Annotated in this window: 18 protein-coding genes and 2 tRNA genes; 8 read left to right on the forward strand and 12 right to left on the reverse strand. The window is 44.1% G+C overall.

The window, feature by feature from the left end:
- Positions 1 to 127: 127 nt before the first annotated feature.
- On the forward strand, positions 128 to 1,108 hold the full coding sequence (ruvB, locus tag B2866_RS01050) for a Holliday junction branch migration DNA helicase RuvB (RefSeq protein ID WP_296189990.1): 981 nt from the start codon (positions 128 to 130) through the stop codon (positions 1,106 to 1,108).
- Positions 1,109 to 1,211: 103 nt separating this feature from the next.
- Here the strand turns inward: ruvB and B2866_RS01055 are convergent, their stop codons facing one another.
- From B2866_RS01055 to B2866_RS01075, 5 genes are all read right to left on the reverse strand, one after another.
- Positions 1,212 to 2,648, reverse strand: coding sequence for an FAD-binding oxidoreductase (locus B2866_RS01055; protein WP_296189709.1), 1,437 nt, complete (start codon positions 2,646 to 2,648; stop codon positions 1,212 to 1,214).
- A gap of 180 nt (positions 2,649 to 2,828) precedes the next feature.
- A complete protein-coding gene (locus B2866_RS01060; protein WP_296189711.1) occupies positions 2,829 to 4,487 on the reverse strand; it encodes an ABC1 kinase family protein in 1,659 nt (552 codons plus the stop codon).
- Between the two features lie 87 nt (positions 4,488 to 4,574).
- Positions 4,575 to 5,270 (reverse strand): ubiquinone biosynthesis accessory factor UbiJ, encoded by a 696-nt coding sequence (locus tag B2866_RS01065; RefSeq protein ID WP_296189714.1) that lies wholly within the window; start codon positions 5,268 to 5,270, stop codon positions 4,575 to 4,577.
- Positions 5,271 to 5,470: 200 nt separating this feature from the next.
- Entirely contained in the window at positions 5,471 to 6,265 is a 795-nt protein-coding gene (ubiE, locus tag B2866_RS01070) for a bifunctional demethylmenaquinone methyltransferase/2-methoxy-6-polyprenyl-1,4-benzoquinol methylase UbiE (protein ID WP_409520827.1), read from the reverse strand.
- A 466-nt stretch (positions 6,266 to 6,731) separates the two neighbouring features.
- Positions 6,732 to 7,442 (reverse strand): FFLEELY motif protein, encoded by a 711-nt coding sequence (locus tag B2866_RS01075; RefSeq protein ID WP_296189717.1) that lies wholly within the window; start codon positions 7,440 to 7,442, stop codon positions 6,732 to 6,734.
- A gap of 283 nt (positions 7,443 to 7,725) precedes the next feature.
- Here B2866_RS01075 and B2866_RS01080 point away from each other — a divergent pair, with 283 nt between their 5' ends.
- Both B2866_RS01080 and B2866_RS01085 read left to right on the forward strand, forming a co-directional pair.
- A complete protein-coding gene (locus B2866_RS01080) occupies positions 7,726 to 9,393 on the forward strand; it encodes an ATPase (protein ID WP_296189720.1) in 1,668 nt (555 codons plus the stop codon).
- A 645-nt stretch (positions 9,394 to 10,038) separates the two neighbouring features.
- The gene (locus tag B2866_RS01085; protein ID WP_296189722.1) at positions 10,039 to 11,649 is read left to right on the forward strand and encodes an inorganic phosphate transporter; all 1,611 of its coding nucleotides are present in this window, start codon (positions 10,039 to 10,041) and stop codon (positions 11,647 to 11,649) included.
- A 96-nt stretch (positions 11,650 to 11,745) separates the two neighbouring features.
- On the opposite strand, the gene B2866_RS01090 is transcribed toward B2866_RS01085, so the two are convergent.
- Complete coding sequence (locus B2866_RS01090) at positions 11,746 to 13,359, reverse strand: aminotransferase class I/II-fold pyridoxal phosphate-dependent enzyme (protein WP_296189724.1); 1,614 nt, start codon at positions 13,357 to 13,359, stop codon at positions 11,746 to 11,748.
- A 481-nt stretch (positions 13,360 to 13,840) separates the two neighbouring features.
- Between B2866_RS01090 and msrB the strand changes: the two genes are divergently transcribed.
- From msrB to B2866_RS01115, 5 genes are all read left to right on the forward strand, one after another.
- Positions 13,841 to 14,263 carry a peptide-methionine (R)-S-oxide reductase MsrB gene (gene msrB / locus B2866_RS01095; protein WP_068404968.1) on the forward strand — a complete coding sequence of 141 codons (423 nt, stop codon included), beginning with the start codon at positions 13,841 to 13,843 and terminating at the stop codon, positions 14,261 to 14,263.
- Positions 14,264 to 14,394: 131 nt separating this feature from the next.
- Complete coding sequence (locus B2866_RS01100) at positions 14,395 to 14,880, forward strand: glutathione peroxidase (RefSeq protein ID WP_296189725.1); 486 nt, start codon at positions 14,395 to 14,397, stop codon at positions 14,878 to 14,880.
- A gap of 159 nt (positions 14,881 to 15,039) precedes the next feature.
- A tRNA-Val gene (locus B2866_RS01105) sits at positions 15,040 to 15,115 on the forward strand.
- Positions 15,116 to 15,166: 51 nt separating this feature from the next.
- Positions 15,167 to 15,243 (forward strand) — tRNA-Asp (locus tag B2866_RS01110).
- Between the two features lie 170 nt (positions 15,244 to 15,413).
- Complete coding sequence (locus tag B2866_RS01115) at positions 15,414 to 16,430, forward strand: D-cysteine desulfhydrase family protein (RefSeq protein ID WP_296189728.1); 1,017 nt, start codon at positions 15,414 to 15,416, stop codon at positions 16,428 to 16,430.
- Positions 16,431 to 16,479: 49 nt separating this feature from the next.
- Here the strand turns inward: B2866_RS01115 and modB are convergent, their stop codons facing one another.
- The 6 genes from modB to mobA form a co-directional block, all read right to left on the reverse strand.
- Positions 16,480 to 17,181 carry a molybdate ABC transporter permease subunit gene (modB, locus tag B2866_RS01120; protein ID WP_296189730.1) on the reverse strand — a complete coding sequence of 234 codons (702 nt, stop codon included), beginning with the start codon at positions 17,179 to 17,181 and terminating at the stop codon, positions 16,480 to 16,482.
- Between the two features lie 210 nt (positions 17,182 to 17,391).
- The gene (gene modA, locus B2866_RS01125) at positions 17,392 to 18,297 is read right to left on the reverse strand and encodes a molybdate ABC transporter substrate-binding protein (protein WP_296189733.1); all 906 of its coding nucleotides are present in this window, start codon (positions 18,295 to 18,297) and stop codon (positions 17,392 to 17,394) included.
- A gap of 172 nt (positions 18,298 to 18,469) precedes the next feature.
- Entirely contained in the window at positions 18,470 to 18,961 is a 492-nt protein-coding gene (locus tag B2866_RS01130) for a molybdenum cofactor biosynthesis protein MoaE (protein WP_102077822.1), read from the reverse strand.
- A 135-nt stretch (positions 18,962 to 19,096) separates the two neighbouring features.
- Entirely contained in the window at positions 19,097 to 19,387 is a 291-nt protein-coding gene (locus B2866_RS01135) for a MoaD/ThiS family protein (protein ID WP_296189736.1), read from the reverse strand.
- A 79-nt stretch (positions 19,388 to 19,466) separates the two neighbouring features.
- Positions 19,467 to 20,000 carry a cyclic pyranopterin monophosphate synthase MoaC gene (gene moaC, locus B2866_RS01140; RefSeq protein ID WP_296189737.1) on the reverse strand — a complete coding sequence of 178 codons (534 nt, stop codon included), beginning with the start codon at positions 19,998 to 20,000 and terminating at the stop codon, positions 19,467 to 19,469.
- A 105-nt stretch (positions 20,001 to 20,105) separates the two neighbouring features.
- Positions 20,106 to 20,891, reverse strand: coding sequence for a molybdenum cofactor guanylyltransferase (gene mobA / locus B2866_RS01145; RefSeq protein WP_191690510.1), 786 nt, complete (start codon positions 20,889 to 20,891; stop codon positions 20,106 to 20,108).
- Positions 20,892 to 20,893 lie beyond the last annotated feature (2 nt).

Consider the following 20,893-nt stretch of genomic DNA (forward strand, 5'->3'; position numbering starts at 1 on the left):
TTTCGTCAAGCTCGTTTAGTCTTCTAGATGTCATGCTGGCATTCGCTTTCCTAGCTATTGAAAGCTACTCAAATTTTTGAAAGTGGTATGATTACTTTATTCTTTTATTAAAATGATAAAACCTATGATGCAAGATCGTTTGATTAATCCGTTAGAAGGGGCAGGTGATGCGCCTGATGCTAATATTCGACCGGCATTATTGGCTGAATATATCGGTCAGCCGGTGGTGCGTGAGCAGATGGAAGTATTTATTGGCGCGGCGCGCGGCCGGGGTGAGGCATTAGATCATACCTTGATTTTTGGTCCGCCGGGGCTTGGTAAAACCACACTTGCCAATATCATCGCTCGCGAAATGGGTGGCAATCTGCGTTCTACCTCAGGGCCAGTGCTGGAGCGCCCAGGCGATTTAGCAGCAATGCTGACCAATTTAGAAGAAGGTGACGTCCTCTTTATCGATGAAATCCATCGCTTGAGCTCTGTTATTGAAGAAATACTATATCCAGCGATGGAAGATTTTCAGCTGGATATTATGATTGGCGAAGGGCCAGCTGCACGCTCTATTAAGCTGGATTTACCGCCTTTTACTTTGGTGGCAGCAACCACACGTGCAGGATTATTGACCTCACCACTGCGTGATCGTTTTGGGATTGTGCAGCGCTTAGAGTTTTATAATATTGCTGACCTGACAACGATTGTTAGCCGTGCCGCGCGTTTGATGCGGGTACCGATGAGTGACGATGGTGCGGTAGAGATTGCTCGGCGTGCGCGTGGTACGCCAAGGATTGCCAATCGACTATTACGCCGTGTGCGTGATTATGCTGAAGTGCGAGGTGATGGCAGTATTAATGGCGCGATAGCGGGTAGTGCGCTCGATATGCTGGCAGTGGATAGACGTGGTTTGGATCATTTGGACAGGCGTTATATTGAAATATTGCACGAGCGTTTTGATGGTGGTCCAGCTGGCGTTGAAGCAGTAGCAGCAGCAATGGCGGAGGATCGCGGTACGCTTGAGGATGTGATTGAACCGTATTTGATTCAGCAAGGTTATGTGCTGCGTACGGCGCGTGGTCGGGTATTGACGCAAATGGCGATTGACCAGATGTTGTAATTTGAAAACTAAAAATCTTAAATAAAAAAAGCGCCTGCTTTTAATCTCGACTTAAAAGTAGGCGCTTTTTTTGCTACAGTGATTAAAATAAATAGCTTTGTATCTAAGCTGTAGGTAAAGTCTCAGGCCATATCTTCCCTGGATTTAAAATGTTTTTAGGGTCAAGGGCTGACTTAATCGCTTGCATTAGTACTAATGCATTCCCATGCTCTTGCTGCATATATTTCTGTTTGCCTTGCCCAATACCGTGCTCACCAGTACAGGTGCCATCCATCTCAATTGCACGGCTGGCGAGGCGGCTGATGATACCGTCAGCGGTAGCGACTTCTTCAGGATTGTTGGTATCGACCAATAAGAGAACATGAAAATTACCATCGCCGACGTGACCGACGATAGGTCCAATCATGCCAGACGCTTCGATATCTTTTGCTGTCTCACTGACGCATTCTGCCAAGCGTGAAATGGGTACGCAGGCATCAGTCGATAAGGCGCTGGCTTCAGGTCGTAGGGCACAGCTGGCATGATAGGCATTATGCCGCGCTTGCCACAGACGTTTGCGCTCAGCTTCATTGGTATCCCAAGCAAAATCCGTACCGCCGAATTCTTCGATGATATCGGTAAAGATTTGCGCTTGCTCGGCAACGCTGGCTTCTGTACCGTGAAACTCTACAAACAAGGTTGGCGTCTCAGTGAGCGTAAGATTAGCATATTGATTACAGGCTTTAATTTGCATGGCGTCGAGCAGCTCGATACGGGCAATTGGCAAGCACATTTGAATAGTCAACATCACTGCCTGACAAGCATCCTCTATTGTTGGGAAGTGGCAGATACCGCTACCAATACACTCACTAATACCAAATAACTTGAGCGTGACTTCGGTGACGATACCAAGCGTCCCTTCTGAGCCTATCATTAAGCGAGTCAAGTCATAACCAGCGGCAGACTTTTTGGCGCGAGTACCGGTGCGCACAATATCTCCGCTTGCGGTCACTACTTCAAGGGCGAGTACCACATCTTTCATGGTGCCATAGCGGACAGCATTGGTGCCTGAGGCGCGAGTCGCGACCATGCCGCCGATACTGGCATTGGCACCAGGGTCTATTGGAAAAAATAGTCCAGTATCACGTAAATAATGATTGAGCTGCTCACGTGTGACCCCGGGTTGTACCGTTACCGTCAAATCTTCGTTATTAACCTGTAATATCGCATCCATCGCATGCATATCGATACATAAACCGCCATAAGGCGCGTTTAATTGACCTTCTAAGGATGAACCAATACCAAAGGCAATGACTGGCATCTGATTCTGATGGCAAATCGCAACCGCAGCAGCAACCTCGTTTTTATCCTGCACGGTCAATACCGCTTCGGGTGGTTGATTGGCAAGCCAGGTCATGGTATGACCATGCTGCTCACGTACGGTTTGATTAAGGCTAAGTTGTTTGCCAAAGCGTGTTTGCAAAGTGGCAATCGCGTCACTATGATTTGGTTTGACTGAATCATTAGGCTTGGAAGGTGGTATAGATGATATGGTCGACATAGGTAAATTCTCCATATAAGGCGTATTTTTAACTGAGTAAACGACATGCTAAATAAGATAAAAAGTTAAGCTCTAATTCATTTTATTGTCCTTTATGGAAAATAAAATGAATTAGAGCTTATTAAATTAAGATTTTTTTGTTAATGATTAACGAGTATTTTTTCGTCAAAAACTAATAGCCTAAGCTAAAACCCGCCAAATAACGACGATAATAGCCAATAGGTAAAAAATAGGCGCAAACCAACCGACTTGCGTGGCGATGGCAATAAATACCGCAAAACCTGATAGCGCTAACCAATCGCGGCGACGGTCGTTTAGCATATCGGCGCGAATTTGTTGTATCTCTCGTAGCTGACTGTCTTGGCGCGAGCCTTGTGAGGCAAGGCTTTGTAAACCTTGGTCTAGCAGCTTAGGAATATCAGTCGTTGATAATAAAATCTCTGGCAACTGCTGACGCAGATATTGCAAGTTACGCATCGGATCGAGCTGCTCTTTAATCCAGCCACTTAAAATGGGCTTGGCAAGCGACCAGATATCAAGGTCAGGATATAAATCGCGACCGAGTCCTTCGACATGCACCAAGGTTTTTAGCAGCAGCATTAATTGTGGCGGAATACTCATATGATGGCGACGGGCGATATCTAAAATCTGCATCAAGACACCAGCAAAATCGATATCGTTAATGGATTTTTGTAGCATTGGACCGACAGTGCGTTTCATATCACGCATGAGTGCATGCTTATCGGTATTGGGCGGTATCCAACCCGCTCGGCTGACGATATCAACCATCGCCGTGAAGTTATTATTCATTACCGCCAAAAGCATGCGCGCGACGATAAGCTGGTCGTCTTTAGAGAGCGTACCCATAATGGCGCAATCAAGACCGATATAGCGCGGCTCATGACCCAAGTCAACCGCTGCCATATCTGCCGTGAGTGTTTTAACCGGCGGCGTTTCTACAAAGACATTACCCGGATGCATATCAGCATGAAAAAAGTTATCGCGAAACACTTGGGTAAAAAATATCGTTAAACCTTTTTCTGCTAATGTCGCACGGTCGTAACCCAGCTTATCAAACACCTCAACCTGCGAGATAGGCACGCCTTGGATACGCTCCATAATCATGACATTTTTAGCAGCGTCATAAACTTCAGGCACATACATCAGTGCTGAACCCAAGAAGTTATTACGCATCTGGGTGGTATTGTCCGCCTCCAAGGTTAAATCCAATTCATTAAGCATCACTTGGCGATAGTCTTCGACAATATCAACGATATGAATGGCGCGCGCCGCTTCGATACGCGCCGATGCCCAATTGGCAAGCTCACGCAGTAGCTCAAAGTCTGCCACGATAGTGGTACGAATATCAGGGCGAACCACTTTCACTACTACCTCACGACCATCATGCAATGCGGCCGTATGTACTTGAGCGATAGAAGCTGCTGCTAACGGCTTAACATCAAAGCGGGCAAATAGCGCTGCGATAGATTGACCTAAACCGTGCTTGGGGTCTTGGATTTGGGCAATAGCAACATCAGAGTCGAAAGGCTTGACCTTATCTTGTAGCTGTACCAATTGCCCGATAATCTCAGGCGGCACCAAATCGCGACGCGTCGAGAGCAGTTGCCCCAGTTTTAAGAACAGCGTACCCATGTCTTCAAGCGCATACTTAATCGCATTGGGCTGATGTTTTTTACCCCAAGCCGCCGGATGCAAACGGATTAAACGCGCCAAAGGTTGCAATTGCGGCGCTTCTTCGACAGACAAATGGGTGTCAATGCGATAAGCGGCGGCAATACGCCAAAGTTCAAGTAAACGGGCGCGATGTGATAGTAGCATGAGATAGGGTTACTCTAAAAAGTCGAAAATAGGGCAGAGTCTATGACGGCTCATAGTTAGCGTTTAGGTCGTCATAGACTCTATTTATTATCTATGATTGGTTAAACGTGCTTGCTCATCTTTGATAGCGGCAAGTTTGGCCTCTTCACGCTCAATGTCGGCACGCAGTTTTAATAACTGCTGCTTTAGATCATTGACTTCGGCAGCTTCCATCGGGTCGGGAGTAACATTGCCCGCTACGTCATTGGCCCAGTCGCTGACATCGTTAAAGGCGCGTTTGGCACTATGACGCCAGCTGCCTTTTAGCTGCGAGATAAGCAGGTGTAATTGGCTGGCCATCGGTTTCCCAATAAAGGGCTCAAGCTGGCCGGCGACATCAGGGTCAAAACCTGCAACCAGCTGCTTAAGTTGCATGAGCACTTTGTAATCCCCAGCAATAGGCAAGTTGCCTTCTGTGCCGCGCATCAGATTCAACAGCTGCGCAGGATTATCAACGGTAATGATACAGTCTGGACGACTATGACCCAGACGCGAACGCTCTAGACTGGCTTTTTGGCGCTCATTCATATTGCCACTTGTCTCAAACACACTTTCAGTCATAACCGGCTCAAAGCGCAAACGATCTTCGGTAAATAAAACGTCTAGATTAATCTCAGGCATGCCCATATTTAGACGCAGCACTTTGCCCGCAAGCGGCGCTAGCCCAGCTTTGGTAATCTCATCGCTGGCAATGGCGATATTAATCAGCTTTTCGGCACCTGCCAAAAGTAACACAGTCAGCATAAGGCCCTCACAATGTTTGGTTGAGCGCCATAAACGCGGCGCATATTTCGATATTGGCTGTTATGACGATGTAAACGCCTGCTCAATGACAGACGTTTTTACATGATAAAAAGCTTGGTTATCTAAGCAGCTGTCAAAACTAAGCTCTACAGCTATTCTTTTCTAAACCTGTGCTTTTCTAAAGCTGTGATTTTTTAAAATTAGGCTTTAAAGCCGCGATGCACCGCAACGATACCAGCGGTCAAGTTATGATAATCACAATTCTCAAAGCCTGCTTGCTGCATCATCTGCTTAAGCGTCTGCTGATCAGGGTGCATTCGAATCGATTCAGCCAAGTATTGATAGCTCTCAGAGTCATTAGCAACCAACTTACCCATAATCGGCAACGCCGTAAATGAGTACAAATCATAAGCTTTCGATAAAGGCTCAAACACAGGTTTTGAGAATTCTAAAATCAATAAACGACCGCCTGGCTTGAGTACACGATACATAGATTTTAGCGCCGCATCCTTGTCTGTGACGTTTCGCAGACCAAAGCTAATAGTCACCAAATCAAAGCTTTCATCATCAAAAGGTGCCAAAGTTTCAGCGTTTGCTAAGACGAAATCAACGTTATTACAGCCGGCATTGATGAGGCGCTCACGACCCACTTCTAGCATCGCCGCATTGATATCTGATAATACCACATGGCCGTTGCGACCCACTTCACGGCTAAATACTTTGGCCAAATCACCCGTGCCACCAGCGATGTCAAGCACCTGCTGACCGGCGCGTACACCTGATAAGCTAATGGCATAACGCTTCCATAAACGATGAATACCAAACGACATTAAGTCATTCATGATGTCGTATTTTTTGGCAACTGAGGTAAAAACATCGGCAACGCGCGCTTGTTTTTCTGCTTTATTGACCGTTTTATAGCCAAAATGCGTTTGCTCATTACCATCGGTATCAGGCGTATGTGGGTTATTGATGTCATCACGTTGGTTAAACAGCGTTTGTTTGGCCGTTTGTGCGTGCGTAGCAGTAGGATTGGCGCTGTTATTTATCGTATTTGGCATAGTCGTTTGTTGACCTTGTGGGGTTCCGGTTGGTAAGTCTTGCACTTGGGTGAAGTCATTATTATTGCTGCTATCGACTGCAGCATTGGCATTCAGCGTCGTACTAGCGCTTTGGTTTTGACGCGCTTTTACTTGCGCGGTGATATTTTGATTATGAGCAATACTGTCTTTAACCAATTTATCTTGCAGATGACCATGAGAAGTAGGGTTATCAGTATGGGCTTGATCGGCTTGGCTAGAGTTATTATTTAAGTTATCAGTCATACGGTTATCCTATTATTTGTTTTTATGATGGCGTATTTAAGCGTTATTTGCATAGAGTTTAAACATTGATTGCATGTTGTTTAAACCCTATTTAAGCACTATAGCTGTCAGTTAGCCACGGGCATTATTGACCCTATCATACACCAAACGTTACTGGCTTACCGCCATTATTGGTGCCATGAACTTCGTCGATAATCTCAAGCTCGCGCTCACAAAACGGTTCAATAAAGCTGCTTACACTCTTCAGCGGTTTCATCGCTTTAAAGCCTGAATCGATAAAGTCGTAAAGCGGCTGGAAGTTATGGCGATAAGCCGTGCCTTTTGCGAGACCAAAGGCTTTTTTGAGCATAAATGAATTCAAATCTTTATCGGTACGATAGCAAACCTCTTTTAAATTGTTAATCTGCACGCGGCGCTCCTCTGCCTCATCGACTGCGCGGTAAGCGGCAAGCATATTCTCTTCATTGACTCCTAAATCTTGCGTAACCAACCACTCGGCCAAATGTAAATCCAGCTCAATCGCCAAGATAGACGCTTGAATGCCCATGCTGCCCGCTTCTAAAGAAGCCTCTTTGGCAAGGCGCTCTAATTTTTTGGCTTTGGGCAAGATACGATCTAACTGTTCTGCCAATACTTTAAATTCATCACCACCATACAGCTGCGTCAAAAAATACTCTGCCATCGGTTTGTTTTTTGGTTGTTCAAACAGCGCGCTATGGGTACGCTTAATACGCGCCTGTTGCCATGCTTGCACTTCTTTGAGCTTGGTATTTAAGGCAGCATCTTTATGGTGTGGCAACGCCCAAAAACGGTTTAAGTGCTGTTGTAAATTGGCTAACGCAGACATGGCAGGTAATCCTATAAAAAGTAAAAATGGCAATAAAATTGCTAATAAAAGAGTAGAAATGATACTAAATTCTTATCTTTGTGGGCAGCTATTAAAGCATGCGCACAAGATTTTGTTCACCTTAAAAGAAAATACCGCAGAATACAAATGCCAAACTGTTACATAGCAGGGTTATTTACTAGATTTACTCAATGCTATGATTCATTGTATAAATAAGACAACTTATAAAAACCATAAATAAGACAGCTTATCAAAATTATCTAATAATAAAGCGAGTATGGACATGAGCAAAAAAAATAAATCGACTGAAAGCCAAGCACGAGAAGCAGTAAGTGACCAGTTTAGTAAGCAAGTCGTCGAGCAGCGTTTAACGCCAAATCCGTTAAATATCTTTGCTATGGACAAAGATACATTGCGCTTAGCATTAGTCACCGCTCAGTTTGCCCTGCGCGCCACGCGGCAGCAAACACCGCCAACCATCAATAAACCAACTGGGCTTTTGGTGCTGGTCAACGGCATGGAGCAGGCGGGCAAGGGCACCGCGGTCACTCAGTTGCGGCAATGGGTTGACCCGCGCTTACTCAAGGTTGAGGCGACTATCGGAGATTGTCCCTTAGAACATCAGCCGATTTGGCAAGCGCATACCAAAGCGCTGCCGCGTCATGGCGATGTGATGGTGTATTTTGGCAACTGGTATGCTGATTTACTCTATAACGTCATGCGCATGGCGACCCTAGATGATGACGATAAGGTGAAAAAAAGTGAAGATAAGAATAATAAGACGCTGAAAAATAACGCCTTGCCTATTGGCCGATGGCAAGACTATTTAAAACAAGAACTCACCAAACTACAAGCCTTTGAACAAGACCTTGCTGCTAACCAAACCAAACTGCTTAAATGCTGGTTTCATGTCGATATCGAAACCTTGCAGGCGCGGCTCAACGATGATGAGGCTGATCCAGAATTTTTATATCAAATCGATTGGAAAAGTAAAAAGGTCGTCGATACTTTTAATAAGGTAGCAACCGCGCTATTACGCCAGCAAGATGACTGGATTATTATCAATGGCGATGATAAATCAGAGGCTGCCACCCATTTTTGTCATGAAGTATTGCAAGCGATGCAAACCGCGCTAGCAAGCAGTAAAGCAGAAAGTAGTAAAGCAGAAAGTCAGAATATAAAAGAAGCAGCAAAATTCGAGCCTATAAAAATCCCTAAAACCTTGATAGAGGTTGACGATACCAAGATAGATAAGTCTGACTATCATAAAGCGCTTGCCGATAAGCAAGCACACCTTGCCAAATTGCTACGGGCGCGTCAGGGTCGGCATGTGGTCTTTGCCTTTGAAGGAATGGACGCTGCTGGCAAAGGCGGCGCGATCAAAAGACTGGTTGCGCCACTCGATCCACGCGAATATCAGATTTATAATATTGGCGCGCCGATGTTATATGAATTGCAGCATCCTTATTTATGGCGTTTTTGGACCAAGCTGCCCAATGAGCAAATCGATCGTATCAGCCGTATCGCCATCTTTGATCGTACGTGGTACGGACGCGTATTGGTCGAACGTATCGAAGGCTTTGCGACTGACGCAGAATGGCAGCGCGCTTATGCTGAAATCAATCGTTTTGAAGCAGATTTGGTATCCGCTGGCACGATAGTCATCAAATATTGGCTCGCTATTGATAAAGAGGAGCAGCTCAAACGCTTTGAGGCGCGCGAAGAGACGCCGCATAAGCAGTTTAAATTAACCGATGATGATTGGCGTAATCGTGATAAATGGGTGGAGTATGTGCAATCGGCGGCTGATATGTTGGCACGTACTGATACTAAGGATGCACCTTGGGCAATCATTGCGACTAATGAGAAACGCCAAGCGCGCCTAGCGGTATTAGACCATGCTATTAAGCAGCTATCCGCGGCATTGTCTATCACTGCTGATACTAAATAAATGGATGATAAGTGATGAAGGCTTTATACGAACTTAAAAGTTAGTATTATCTTTGTTTGAAGTTTTAGGGAAAATTAACAACATTTTTCTACTAAATAGACAGCTTTTTTGATTGATATATTTGTAGTTACAAATCTCGCAATATCATCATGCATTCTGTGTCTATATTTAATATAATAGGCGCGTAATAACTTCTGCCTGCTCGCAAAATAGCTGGACAGTCAGAGACAGTATTTATCCTATAAATGCTTTAATTAGTAGCAACAGATTTTTATAACCAAACGCTATCCCTATAAAACCTAAGCCGCAAGCTGCTGTAATCGGACGATTTGGCAAGACTACTTGCGGCTTTATGGCATTTTGTGGCTTAGGTTTTTCGCTGATAGGTGAGTAAGCTTGCGCGTAAATATTTACAAGTACGCAAAACTATCAGGACAATAAAGAGCGCAGTAGATAGCAATTTTTTATAACTATATTTTCTTCAAAACAGTATTTCGAGAAACAAATTCAACATAGTATGTCAAAACCACGTTGCGGGCACGCTATCATAATGTTGGGTGGTGAAAACAACGCCATCGTTAGCGCCGTAATTAATGGCATCAATCACCTATAATTTCAATCAGCTTACGCAGGACGTATTAACGTATGGGTATTAGCAGCAGTTCTACAGAACCAACCAAAGCAGTCGGTTCTATGAGAATCAATCTATTTTTTGCCATTTTACTGATTGCGATGACCGCTTACTTTTTGTGGTGGGGTCTAGATTACACCATGCATCAGCAGACGACGCTATTTATCGTAGCGACGGCTTTTGGTGTATTTATGGCATTCAATATCGGCGGTAACGACGTCGCCAACTCCTTCGGTACTTCGGTGGGAGCAGGGACGTTGACGATTCCGCAAGCTTTGGGTATTGCCGCGATATTTGAAGTGTCGGGCGCGGTGCTGGCGGGCGGTGAAGTTACCGATACCATCCGCAGCGGCATCGTTGACTTAGATGGTTTATCGGTGTCGCCCAATCAGTTTATTTATGTCATGCTCTCAGCGCTTATCGCGGCGGCATTTTGGCTGTTGTTTGCCACCAAAAAAGGTTTGCCCGTTTCGACCACGCACGCCATTATCGGTGGTGTCGTTGGTAGCTCTATTGTGCTCGGTATTTCTTTAGGTGGTACCGACATGGCACTATCGACCGTCGATTGGGGTACGATTGGAACAATTGCCATCTCTTGGGTCATCTCACCCGTGTTAGGCGGCGTATTTTCTTACCTGTTATACGGCCAAATTAAGAAAAAGATCATTGAGTATAATGATCGAACCGAAGCGCATATTGCGACACTAAAAGACGATAAAAAAACCGTCAAGCAAAACCACAAAGAGTATCTAGAAAGTTTGACCGAGTCAGAGCAACTGGCCTATACCTCAGCGATGCTGCGCGATCAAGAAATCTATAAAGATGATGATTGTGACATCGAGGATTTAGAAACCGATTATTACAAAGAGCTTTATAAGATTGAGCACGAACGTAGCAATCTTGATACCCTAAAAGCCCTCAAGCAATGGGTACCGCTCATTGCTGGTGCGGGCGGGGCGGTCATGACTTCTTTGGTGGTGTTCAAAGGCTTAAAGAACGTCAACAGCAACATGACGACGATTCAAGGCTTTTTTATCATGGGTATGATAGCGGCGCTGGTATGGCTTGCGACCTTTATTTATACCAAGAGTATCCGCGGTAAGCATAAAGAGGATTTGACCAAAGCGACGTTTATTATGTTTAGCTGGATGCAGGTCTTTACCGCGTCCGCCTTTGCTTTTAGTCATGGCTCAAACGATATCGCCAATGCCGTCGGTCCTTTTGCCGCGATTATGGACGTTATCCGTACCAATAGCATAGCGACCGAGGCTGCCGTGCCGCCTGCGGTGATGTTGACCTTTGGTGTGGCGCTTATCGTTGGCCTTTGGTTTATCGGTAAAGAAGTTATTCAAACTGTTGGTACCAATCTAGCAAAAATGCATCCGGCTTCTGGCTTTTCAGCGGAATTGGCTGCGGCTGCTGTCGTCATGGGCGCATCGACCATGGGTCTGCCTGTATCGAGTACGCATACGCTGGTTGGCGCGGTGCTTGGTATTGGCATCGTCAATCGAGATACCAATTGGGCGCTGATGAAGCCTATCGGTCTGGCATGGGTAATTACCCTGCCTGCGGCGGCCTCGATGTCGGCTATCAGCTATCTGTTATTAAGTAATATTTTTCAATGAGAGTGTTATAGTTATTTATTATAGCTTTCTATAAAAGAATAAAAAACGCTTATCAGCCTTATGCCGATAAGCGTTTTTTTACGAGGATTTGAATCTCTATTCAGTACCAAACTGCTTACGTTTTTTGGCAAAAAAGCGGTCTAATCGGTCCATGGCATCTTCTAAGTCATGGAGATTGGGCAAAAACACCAAACGGAAATGGTCGGGTGCATCCCAGTTAAAGCCAGTACCTTGTACCAGTAAGACGTTCTCTTCGACCAATAAATCCATCATAAACGCCATATCATCTTCGATAGGATAAACTTCAGGATCCATCTTTGGAAAGCAATAAAACGCCCCTTGCGGCATGGTACAAGAAATACCTTTAATGGCATTTAAGCGCGAGACCGCCATTTCGCGCTGCTTATACAGACGCCCCTTTTTAGAGGTCAAGTCCTTCATGCTTTGATAGCCGCCCATCGCGGTTTGGATGGCATATTGCCCTTGAACGTTTGAGCATAGGCGCATAGACGCCAACATATCCAAGCCTTCGATAAAGTCGGCAGCGTGGTCTTTTTTACCAGAAACCATCATCCAGCCCGCGCGAAAACCGGCGATACGGTGCGACTTTGATAAGCCGTTATAAGACAATACCAGTACATCATCGGTCAAGGTGCTCATTGGCGTATGCGCCATATCATCATAAAGAATACGGTCATAAATCTCATCGGCCATGATGATTAAATCATGCTCTTTGGCGACGTCGATAATTTGCAATAACACCTCATCACTATAGAGCGCGCCCGTTGGGTTATTGGGGTTAATCACCACAATGCCTTTGGTTTTAGAGGTGATTTTAGACTTGATGTCTTCAATATCAGGATGCCAATTGTCCTCTTCATTACAGCGATAGTGCACTGCTGTACCGCCTGCTAAGTTGGCGGCTGCCGTCCAAAGTGGGTAATCAGGCATTGGCACCAGGACTTCGTCGCCATTGTTCATGAGCGCCTGCATGGTCATGACAATCAGCTCAGAGACGCCATTACCCAAATATACATCGCGCACATCGACAGCCGATAGCAGACCTTTTGATTGATAATATTGCAAGACCGCTTTACGTGCCGCAAAAATCCCTTGCGAGTCCGAGTATCCTGTCGCTTCTGGCAAATTCATCGCTACATCGCGCAAAATCTCATGCGGTGCTTCAAGGCCAAACGGCGCAGGGTTGCCAATATTCAGCTTTAAAATACGCTTACCTTCAGCTTCCATTTTATTGGCTGTTTGCAAAAGCGGACCACGAATGTCGTAGCAAACGTTTTGTAATTTATCGGATTTTTTAATTGGATTCATAGAATGACCACTCATCGGATTGGGTTGTGAATTTGCGGTAGAAGTAGGGGCTACGTTTTGCGACGTAGGCGTTTCGTTTTTATTATGAGAATTGATAGGTTGATTTGAATTAACAACGCTATCCATGTCGTTTTGCAAGTCGCCGCGTAATAAATAGCCTTCGCTACAGCCTAAGATACGGGCTAGGGTCGGTAGTTTCGATGATACGATGCCATTGGTGCCGCGCTCCCAGTTGGAGATGGCACCGCGACTAACCTTTGCACCTGCTGCGGTCATTGCCTGCGCCAATTGCTCGGCGGTCATGCCTTTATCGCGGCGCAGCTGTACCAGTCGTTCGGCTTGCGTACTCTGAGGAGTTTGGGGAAATTCGCTATCAGCCATTGTTGTGTAACCCTTTTATTAAAACAATCAAACCTAATGCAAGATATTATTGCATAAAATTTCTTAATGCAAGTCTAAAGATAAAGTCTTTATAGGATTATTCAAAATAGAGATAAATTGCAAGAATAACTTGCATAATGTGTTTATTTTAAGGGTGTTATTAATTATTAAAAACTAAAATGTCCTTTTCGCTAAATTATTTAGCAATAAAAAAGCAAATCAGATGCGCGTTTAATAAAATTACAACTTTATTGATTTCGCTAGCGAGGTAATTTGCTATATTTTACTTCTCTATCTCTAATTTTTTTCTTAAAACCTTAGGCTTTGGGCTGCTAAATTTATTACTTTTATAAGCAATGCCTTGAATAGTCAGCCAATAAGCAGCAGATAAAGCCTAGCGTTTTTATAAAAACGTACGATAAATTGGTCAGAAAATGACATATCGCAAATGAGATAACCAATCATTTAATAAGGATAAAAGATGCAAGACAATCAATTAAGCAAAGAAGAAATCAGCCAATTGACCGACGCAGATTGGAAAGCGCGCTTAAGTGCCGACGAATACCACGTCATGCGCGAGAAAGGCACAGAGCGGCCATTTACTGGCGTTTATAACGATGTTAATGATAAAGGTATCTACCGCTGTAAAGGCTGCGGTGCCAGCTTGTTTGAGTCGGACAATAAGTTTGACGCCGGTTGTGGCTGGCCAAGCTTCGATCAGAGTATCGATAATAGCGCTATCGATGAGCACGAAGACAATTCACTTGGCATGCGCCGTACCGAAGTGACGTGTAGCAATTGCGGCGCCCACTTGGGACACGTATTCCCTGATGGCCCACGTGAGACCACTGGCATGCGCTACTGTATCAACTCAGTGTCTATCGATTTGGATAAAGCTGAGTAATAAGTATTAATATAATCAATATTTTAGCCAAAGTTGGCGTGATAAAAGGGAAGTACGCGGTGCTTCCTTTTTTCTTATCAGTACGCATGTTAATAGTAAAAATAATAAAACAATCAATCTAAGGATTCATCATGAGCACTATTTACGATTTTACCGCTGAGCGTATGGACGGCACCTCGCAAGCCTTTGCCGATTATAAGGGCAAAGTATTATTAATCGTCAATACCGCCAGCAAATGTGGCTTTACGCCGCAGTTTGAAGGCCTAGAGGCGCTGTATCAACAATATAAAGAGCAAGGATTGGTGGTGATTGGCTTTCCTTGTAATCAGTTTGGCGCGCAAGACCCTGGGACTAACGAGGAGATTGGTGCGTTTTGCCAAAAAAATTACGGCGTTAGCTTTCCAATGATGGCAAAAATTGATGTCAACGGTAAGGACGCCCATCCAATTTTTGATTGGCTTAAAGACCAAAAAGGCGGGCTGCTGACAGATGGTATCAAATGGAATTTTACTAAGTTTTTAATTGGCACCGATGGACAAGTAATTGACCGTTATGCGCCAACCACCAAGCCTGATGCTTTAAAAGCAGATATTGAACAAGCATTGGCGGCCAAATAAATAATAAGCTAGAGAAATTATTGGTTTTATATAAAATATAAAGCCAATAAAAACATAGGTTTGCATAAATTGCGGCTAAATTAAGAAAAAATACGCAGGAAAAAGGTAAATAGTGTTTGACAGCCATGTGTAAATGTATATAATACACACCCACAGCAAGGGTGATTAGCTCAGTTGGTAGAGCGTCTGCCTTACACGCAGAATGTCGGCGGTTCGAATCCGTCATCACCCACCACTCATTTAGCGAGTGGGTCTTTTAGAAGACGAAATGCTAAAGACGACCTAAGCAGCGGTAGTTCAGTTGGTTAGAATACCGGCCTGTCACGCCGGGGGTCGCGGGTTCGAGTCCCGTCCGCTGCGCCATATTTAAAACTTAGTTTTAATACAAAAGTTTCAACCTCAAGTATTCGTTTACTTGAGGTTTTTTTGTGTCTGCTCATTTTAAATAGTAGCGGCGTGACTTATATTTATATTGTATGCTGTGCTAATAGCTAAATTTTACATGGCAATTGATAATAGGGATGAAAAATAACATGGAATATAACCACATACCTAGAGAGCCGCTAGGCTTTTTTCCAACCCCGCTGATTGAGCTAAAACGATTGAGTGCAGCCTTGGGCGGTCCCAAAATCTATATGAAAAGAGATGACAATACGGGGCTGGCATTGGGTGGCAACAAAACCCGTAAGCTTGAATTTATCCTCGGTGACGCGCTTGCCAAAGGTGCTGATACTATCATCACTGCGGGCGCGATACAGTCAAACCATTGCCGTCAGACAGCAGCGGCGGCGGCAAGCTTAGGACTAGAGTGTCATTTAGTCTTGGGCGGTGAAGAGCCGGAGCAGGCAAATGGCAATCTCTTGCTAGATAAGCTGTTTGGTTGTCATATCCACTGGGCAGGCAATCATCGCAAAGGCGAGGACATTCCTAGCATCGTTGAACAATTAACCAACCAGGGCAAAAACGTCTACGTGGTGCCGTACGGTGGTTCAAGCGAGCTTGGGGCGTTAGCCTTTGTAGAAGCATTTAAAGAGTTAGAATCGCAGCGTCAAAGCATGGGCTTCTCCTTGACTCATATCGTATTTGCCTCAAGCTCTGGCGGCACGCAAGCGGGCTTAATGCTTGGCAACAAAATCTTTAACTCACCTTATCAAATTGTCGGTATCAATATCGATAAAGGTGAAACCGATAAAGTCGCCTTTGATCAATATACCTTGGCGCTTGCTAATAGCACGGCAAAATTAATCAAGACAGATTACGAATTTACCGAGTCAGATTTGATTCTTAACTCTGATTATGTTGGTGAAGGCTATGGTGTAGTGGGTGCATTAGAAAATGAGGCGATAGCTTTGACGGCGCAAACAGAAGGGATATTGGTCGACCCTGTTTATACTGGTCGCGCGATGGGCGGACTTATCGATATGATTCGTAGGGGGAAGATTAAGAAAACCGATAGTGTGTTGTTTTGGCATACTGGCGGTGCGCCGGCTTTATTTGCTTATGCCAACGATTTGGATTTGGCGGAAAAAAGCCGTAAGCCAGAAGTTTGATTGCTTAAAAAAAGAAATTTGACTTGTTAGTGGTTTATAAAACAAGTGCTTATGGGCGCTGATTAAGCCGACTGACAGCAGCAATCAGCGCCACCATAATAATACCCATAATAATAAGAATCCCCGACATCAGGTGCGCTGCTTCGTAATTTAGCGCCTCTACTTGCTCATATATCGCAATAGAGACAACCTTGGTTTCACCTGAAATGCTGCCACCTATCATAAGTACCACGCCAAATTCGCCAATAGTATGCGCAAAACTGATTAAGCCGCCTAGAATAATACCAATACGCGCTTGCGGTAGGACAATTTTTATAAAACGTCTAAGACGGCTAGGCTCTAATAAGCTTGCCACTTCCATCACGCTTTGGGGAATACGCAAAAACTGAGCATAGACGGGCTGAATATAAAAGGGCAGGGAGTAGATGATAGAGCCAATTACCAGCCCTTCAAAGGTAAAAACCAAAGGGCTGATATTATGCTCGATAAGCCATTGTCCAATACCGACGGTCGGGCTTAGCAGTAATAATAAATAAAAACCAATGACGGTAGGCGGTAAAACAAGGGGCATCGCAATGATGCCCATTAATAGAATCTTTATACGCCCAACGACATTTCCGCGGCTAGGCTTGGCAAGCCAATAGGCGAGTGGCGTTGCAAATAACAATAAGCAAAGGGTGGTAATGCTGGCAAGCTTGATGCTTACCCATACCGGTAGCAGCATGTCTGAAATAAGAAACTGGGACATCATAGCGTGATTATCTATCTACCTTTTATCCAGTGCGCCGCTGATAGGACATTATTTATGCTGCTACGTTATTTATAGATCGCTTGCCTTGATAACGTGTTACTTATGTCACATTTCACTTATTTCACGCAGGCAAGCTTATCAAAGGGCTAAAGTATTCACTTGAGCAAACCTAAGCCGTCCTTATTCTCTTGATAGATTGTAATAAACAAGCTACTTAACAGCCAAATAACCCGCTTTAGCAAAATAAGCCTGGCCAGCAGGCGAGCGCAGATAATCGGTAAAATCTGCTGCGCTAGCGATATCGGTAATAACGATACCGTCCTGCAGGATAGCAGGATAAGAGTCGGCTGGTAAAATATAAAATTGCTCGGGCGTCGCTTTGATGGCGGTCACCTGCGACTGAGCCACAAAACCATAATCGACATTACCCGTATGCGCATATTGAAAAGCTTGGCCAATATTTTCCGCCTGAATGATGCGCTTTTGTGCCGTTAGAGAATCGTAAAGGTTCTGTGCTTGTAAATAAGCCTTGGCAGATTCGCCATAAGGCGCAAGCTCAGGGTTGGCAATAGTAATTTTCGTCTTGTCATCACGCTTTAATAACTCCGTCAGTGTACTCTGATTCAAACTATCAACCGGCTTGCTCGCGCTATAAATGGAGAGTTGACCTTGAGTATAGGTAAACGGCGTATGGCTGCTGTCACCTTTAAACATCTCATCGACCAATTTAGCGGGAAACTCTTGATTGGCGGCTAAAAAAATATCGTAAGGTGCGCCCGAATTGATTTGCGAATATAGCTTACCTGAAGAAGCAAAGGTAACCTCAATCTCTTGATTGGGCAGGTTCTTATCTTTTTTATAACCTTCGATGATTTCAGGCAATACGTCTGATAAATTGGCGGCGGCAGCGATGCGAATGGCGTCACTAGGTTGAGTGGTCTGTGGTGCGTTTTCTGCAACGGTCGCCGTTTCATTAGGGCTGTTTTCTTGGCTACAAGCGCCTAACGTCAAAGCCAAGCACGCGGATGCGCCCAATATTGTTATAGATTTAGACCGTTTTAAATAAGATAAATTGGTAATGGGTTGATGCTGAGCATTTGATGGTTTTGATTGCATAACCTACATCCTCTACTTTAAAAAAGAACAATAGTCAGTAAAAATGAATAATTTTGCAGTATACATCAGTTTTTTATAGTTATTGGCTTAATTTCTTTCGGACGATATGTTTATTATGATTCCATATTTTTCATCAATGTTATTGAGTGAGTCGTCATTAATTAACCATTAATTAACCATTATTGCTCAGCCATTTTGAAGAATCATCTTGGTAATATTCCTGTTTCCACACCGGAATATCGGCTTTAATCGTATCCAATATCCAGCGGCAAGCGTCAAAAGCAGGATAGCGATGGGCAGAAACCACACCAACCCAAACCGCTACATCGCCAATCTCTAGCGCGCCAATGCGATGGATAGCAATGGCATCGAGAATCTCAAAACGCTTTTTGGCTTCTTCTATGATGGCACGGCCTTGATTGATGGCCAAGTCTTCATAGCCATAGTAGGTTAGACGATTGACGCTCGTGGCATTATTATGATTGCGTACGCGACCCTCAAAGCAGACAAAGGCGCCGCAGCTGTCATTATCGAGCGTTTTCTTAAGGCGACTTTCGTCAATATCAGTATCTAACAGCGCAAAACCATCACGTTCAGCGATGAGGTACGCTTCATCGATGCTACGTTTGATGCTCATCGATTGGCCATGGACGTTGTCTGTCATTTTTTCTACCTATTAACTAATACTATTGTTTAATGAGACTTTTAATCTTTAAGCATCGCGCAAAGTTACGGCGCTAATAAAAAGTAAATTGATAAAGAAGGATAAATAAGTAGGCTAATAAAAAGCTATGTTAAATTAACCACCAGCCACTGGAGTGATAAAAACCACGCTATCGCCGTCATAAATCTCATCCGTCCACTTGGCAAAGTAATCATTTACCGCCACCCGTAGCTCCGACTGCGGACGGCTAAAACGATACTTTTGGCGCAGCTGCTCATATAGCTCAGTTAATGAAGTCGACTGTAGCACCGTGATTTTTTCTTCGTGACAATTGGCCTCATCGGCTAAGCTGGCGAAATATAAGACGTTAATATTCATCATGGTTTCTAACTTAGCATCTGTAGTGCTTTCTATTAAGGTGCTCATAGCAATCTCCCTTATTTATAAACTGCTTATTCACTGTCTAACGGTAGGCTTTTCAGAACTTTATTTTTTCAAATCATTCTTACTTATGCTGATAATCGGATTTACCGCCGGTTTTTTTCATGAGATGGATATTATCAATCACAATGTCATGCGAGATGGCTTTGGTCATATCATAAATGGTTAAGCAGGCGACACTAACGGCGGTTAATGCTTCCATTTCTACCCCAGTTTTGTGGGTGACTTTCACGGTGGCGGTCACAGTAATGCTATGGTTGGCATCATCGTATGCAAAGCTTAGACCAATTTTATCCAAGGGCAAGGGGTGACAAAGTGGAATGAGGTCATGGGTACGTTTGGCTGCCATGATACCAGCAATATGAGCGGTTTGAGTGATGCTGCCTTTTTTGGTCATGCCATCCGCGGCTTTAATTTGCGTATAGATATCTGCAGGAAAAACCACTTGTCCGCTTGCATGTGCTTCTCTGGTACTGGCCGTTTTACCACTCACATCAACCATGGTGATATCACCGTCGCTATCTAAATGCGATAAGCCAGATTGGTTGCTTGTTTGCTTTGTTAGCTGGTTACTGTCTTTTTGACTATCGCTATTCATTTTTTATGTCTCTTAAATGGCTCGTTTTTCTTAAATACAGTGCTTATTAAATGGCTCATTTTTCTTAAAGTTACTTTCTTTAACCAAACCTTTAACTAAACCTTTTTATAAGTTATTTAAGGCTAAACAAGCACTTGCAAAATCTTTAGGCGTATTAAAATTGGTTAACGCTTGCCATACTTGGGTAAAGGGTACAGGCTGCACAATCGGCTTAATAAGCTTCATTACTTGCCGCTGTCCGTCATCAATATACTGCTTTAACTCAGACTCAATACTTAAACGATATAAACCTAATAATGGATATAAATGGCTGTCATCGGTTAGGCAAATGACAGATTTATCATCAGCCTGCGTGATATAAGGTTGCAGTTTTTGCCATAAATCGCTGATAGGAATCAAGCTATCACAGCTAATGACCAGCAGCCAAGATTGTTGCCAGTTTGCGTCTCTCGTTAATGAATTTGAACTTGCCAAACGTTTTAATGATTGTAGCGCTGCTTCAATCGCCACCAACGCGCCGCCGGTTTCAATCGGTTTATTATGCCTAATAGAAAACTCATTGCTAGAGATGTTGTTAACCGAAATATTATCAACCGAAAGATAGTCCTCAATATAAAAAACTGACGACTGAGCTTCTTTTTTAGGCAAATCTGCATTGACGCTAAAACCACGTCCATTATCGGCAATCATAATAGGTAGATCGCTCATCATCGCAGCGCTTAATTTAAGCGCTTGTCTGACATGATAATCAAGCAAACGCTCACCCGTTGGCAAGATAAGCTCAGCTTTTGGCGAACCCATACGTTTGGAGGCGCCGCCTGCTAAAATAACGATACCGGCTAAGCGGCTGAGTTCATCTGCTTGGGCTGAGCTGTCTGCAACTTCTAGCATGA

The organism is Psychrobacter sp. UBA3483 (genome assembly GCF_002377905.1).
Lineage (GTDB): Bacteria > Pseudomonadota > Gammaproteobacteria > Pseudomonadales > Moraxellaceae > Psychrobacter.

Coding starts and splice junctions, on each gene's coding strand:
- ruvB (WP_296189990.1), top strand. CDS start 128: ATGCAAGATCGTTTGATTAATCCGTTAGAAGGGGCAGGTGATGCGCCT.
- B2866_RS01055 (WP_296189709.1), bottom strand. CDS start 2,648: ATGTCGACCATATCATCTATACCACCTTCCAAGCCTAATGATTCAGTC.
- B2866_RS01060 (WP_296189711.1), bottom strand. CDS start 4,487: ATGCTACTATCACATCGCGCCCGTTTACTTGAACTTTGGCGTATTGCC.
- B2866_RS01065 (WP_296189714.1), bottom strand. CDS start 5,270: ATGCTGACTGTGTTACTTTTGGCAGGTGCCGAAAAGCTGATTAATATC.
- B2866_RS01075 (WP_296189717.1), bottom strand. CDS start 7,442: ATGTCTGCGTTAGCCAATTTACAACAGCACTTAAACCGTTTTTGGGCG.
- B2866_RS01080 (WP_296189720.1), top strand. CDS start 7,726: ATGAGCAAAAAAAATAAATCGACTGAAAGCCAAGCACGAGAAGCAGTA.
- B2866_RS01085 (WP_296189722.1), top strand. CDS start 10,039: ATGGGTATTAGCAGCAGTTCTACAGAACCAACCAAAGCAGTCGGTTCT.
- B2866_RS01090 (WP_296189724.1), bottom strand. CDS start 13,359: ATGGCTGATAGCGAATTTCCCCAAACTCCTCAGAGTACGCAAGCCGAA.
- msrB (WP_068404968.1), top strand. CDS start 13,841: ATGCAAGACAATCAATTAAGCAAAGAAGAAATCAGCCAATTGACCGAC.
- B2866_RS01100 (WP_296189725.1), top strand. CDS start 14,395: ATGAGCACTATTTACGATTTTACCGCTGAGCGTATGGACGGCACCTCG.
- B2866_RS01115 (WP_296189728.1), top strand. CDS start 15,414: ATGGAATATAACCACATACCTAGAGAGCCGCTAGGCTTTTTTCCAACC.
- modB (WP_296189730.1), bottom strand. CDS start 17,181: ATGATGTCCCAGTTTCTTATTTCAGACATGCTGCTACCGGTATGGGTA.
- modA (WP_296189733.1), bottom strand. CDS start 18,297: ATGCAATCAAAACCATCAAATGCTCAGCATCAACCCATTACCAATTTA.
- B2866_RS01130 (WP_102077822.1), bottom strand. CDS start 18,961: ATGACAGACAACGTCCATGGCCAATCGATGAGCATCAAACGTAGCATC.
- B2866_RS01135 (WP_296189736.1), bottom strand. CDS start 19,387: ATGAGCACCTTAATAGAAAGCACTACAGATGCTAAGTTAGAAACCATG.
- moaC (WP_296189737.1), bottom strand. CDS start 20,000: ATGAATAGCGATAGTCAAAAAGACAGTAACCAGCTAACAAAGCAAACA.
- mobA (WP_191690510.1), bottom strand. CDS start 20,891: ATGCTAGAAGTTGCAGACAGCTCAGCCCAAGCAGATGAACTCAGCCGC.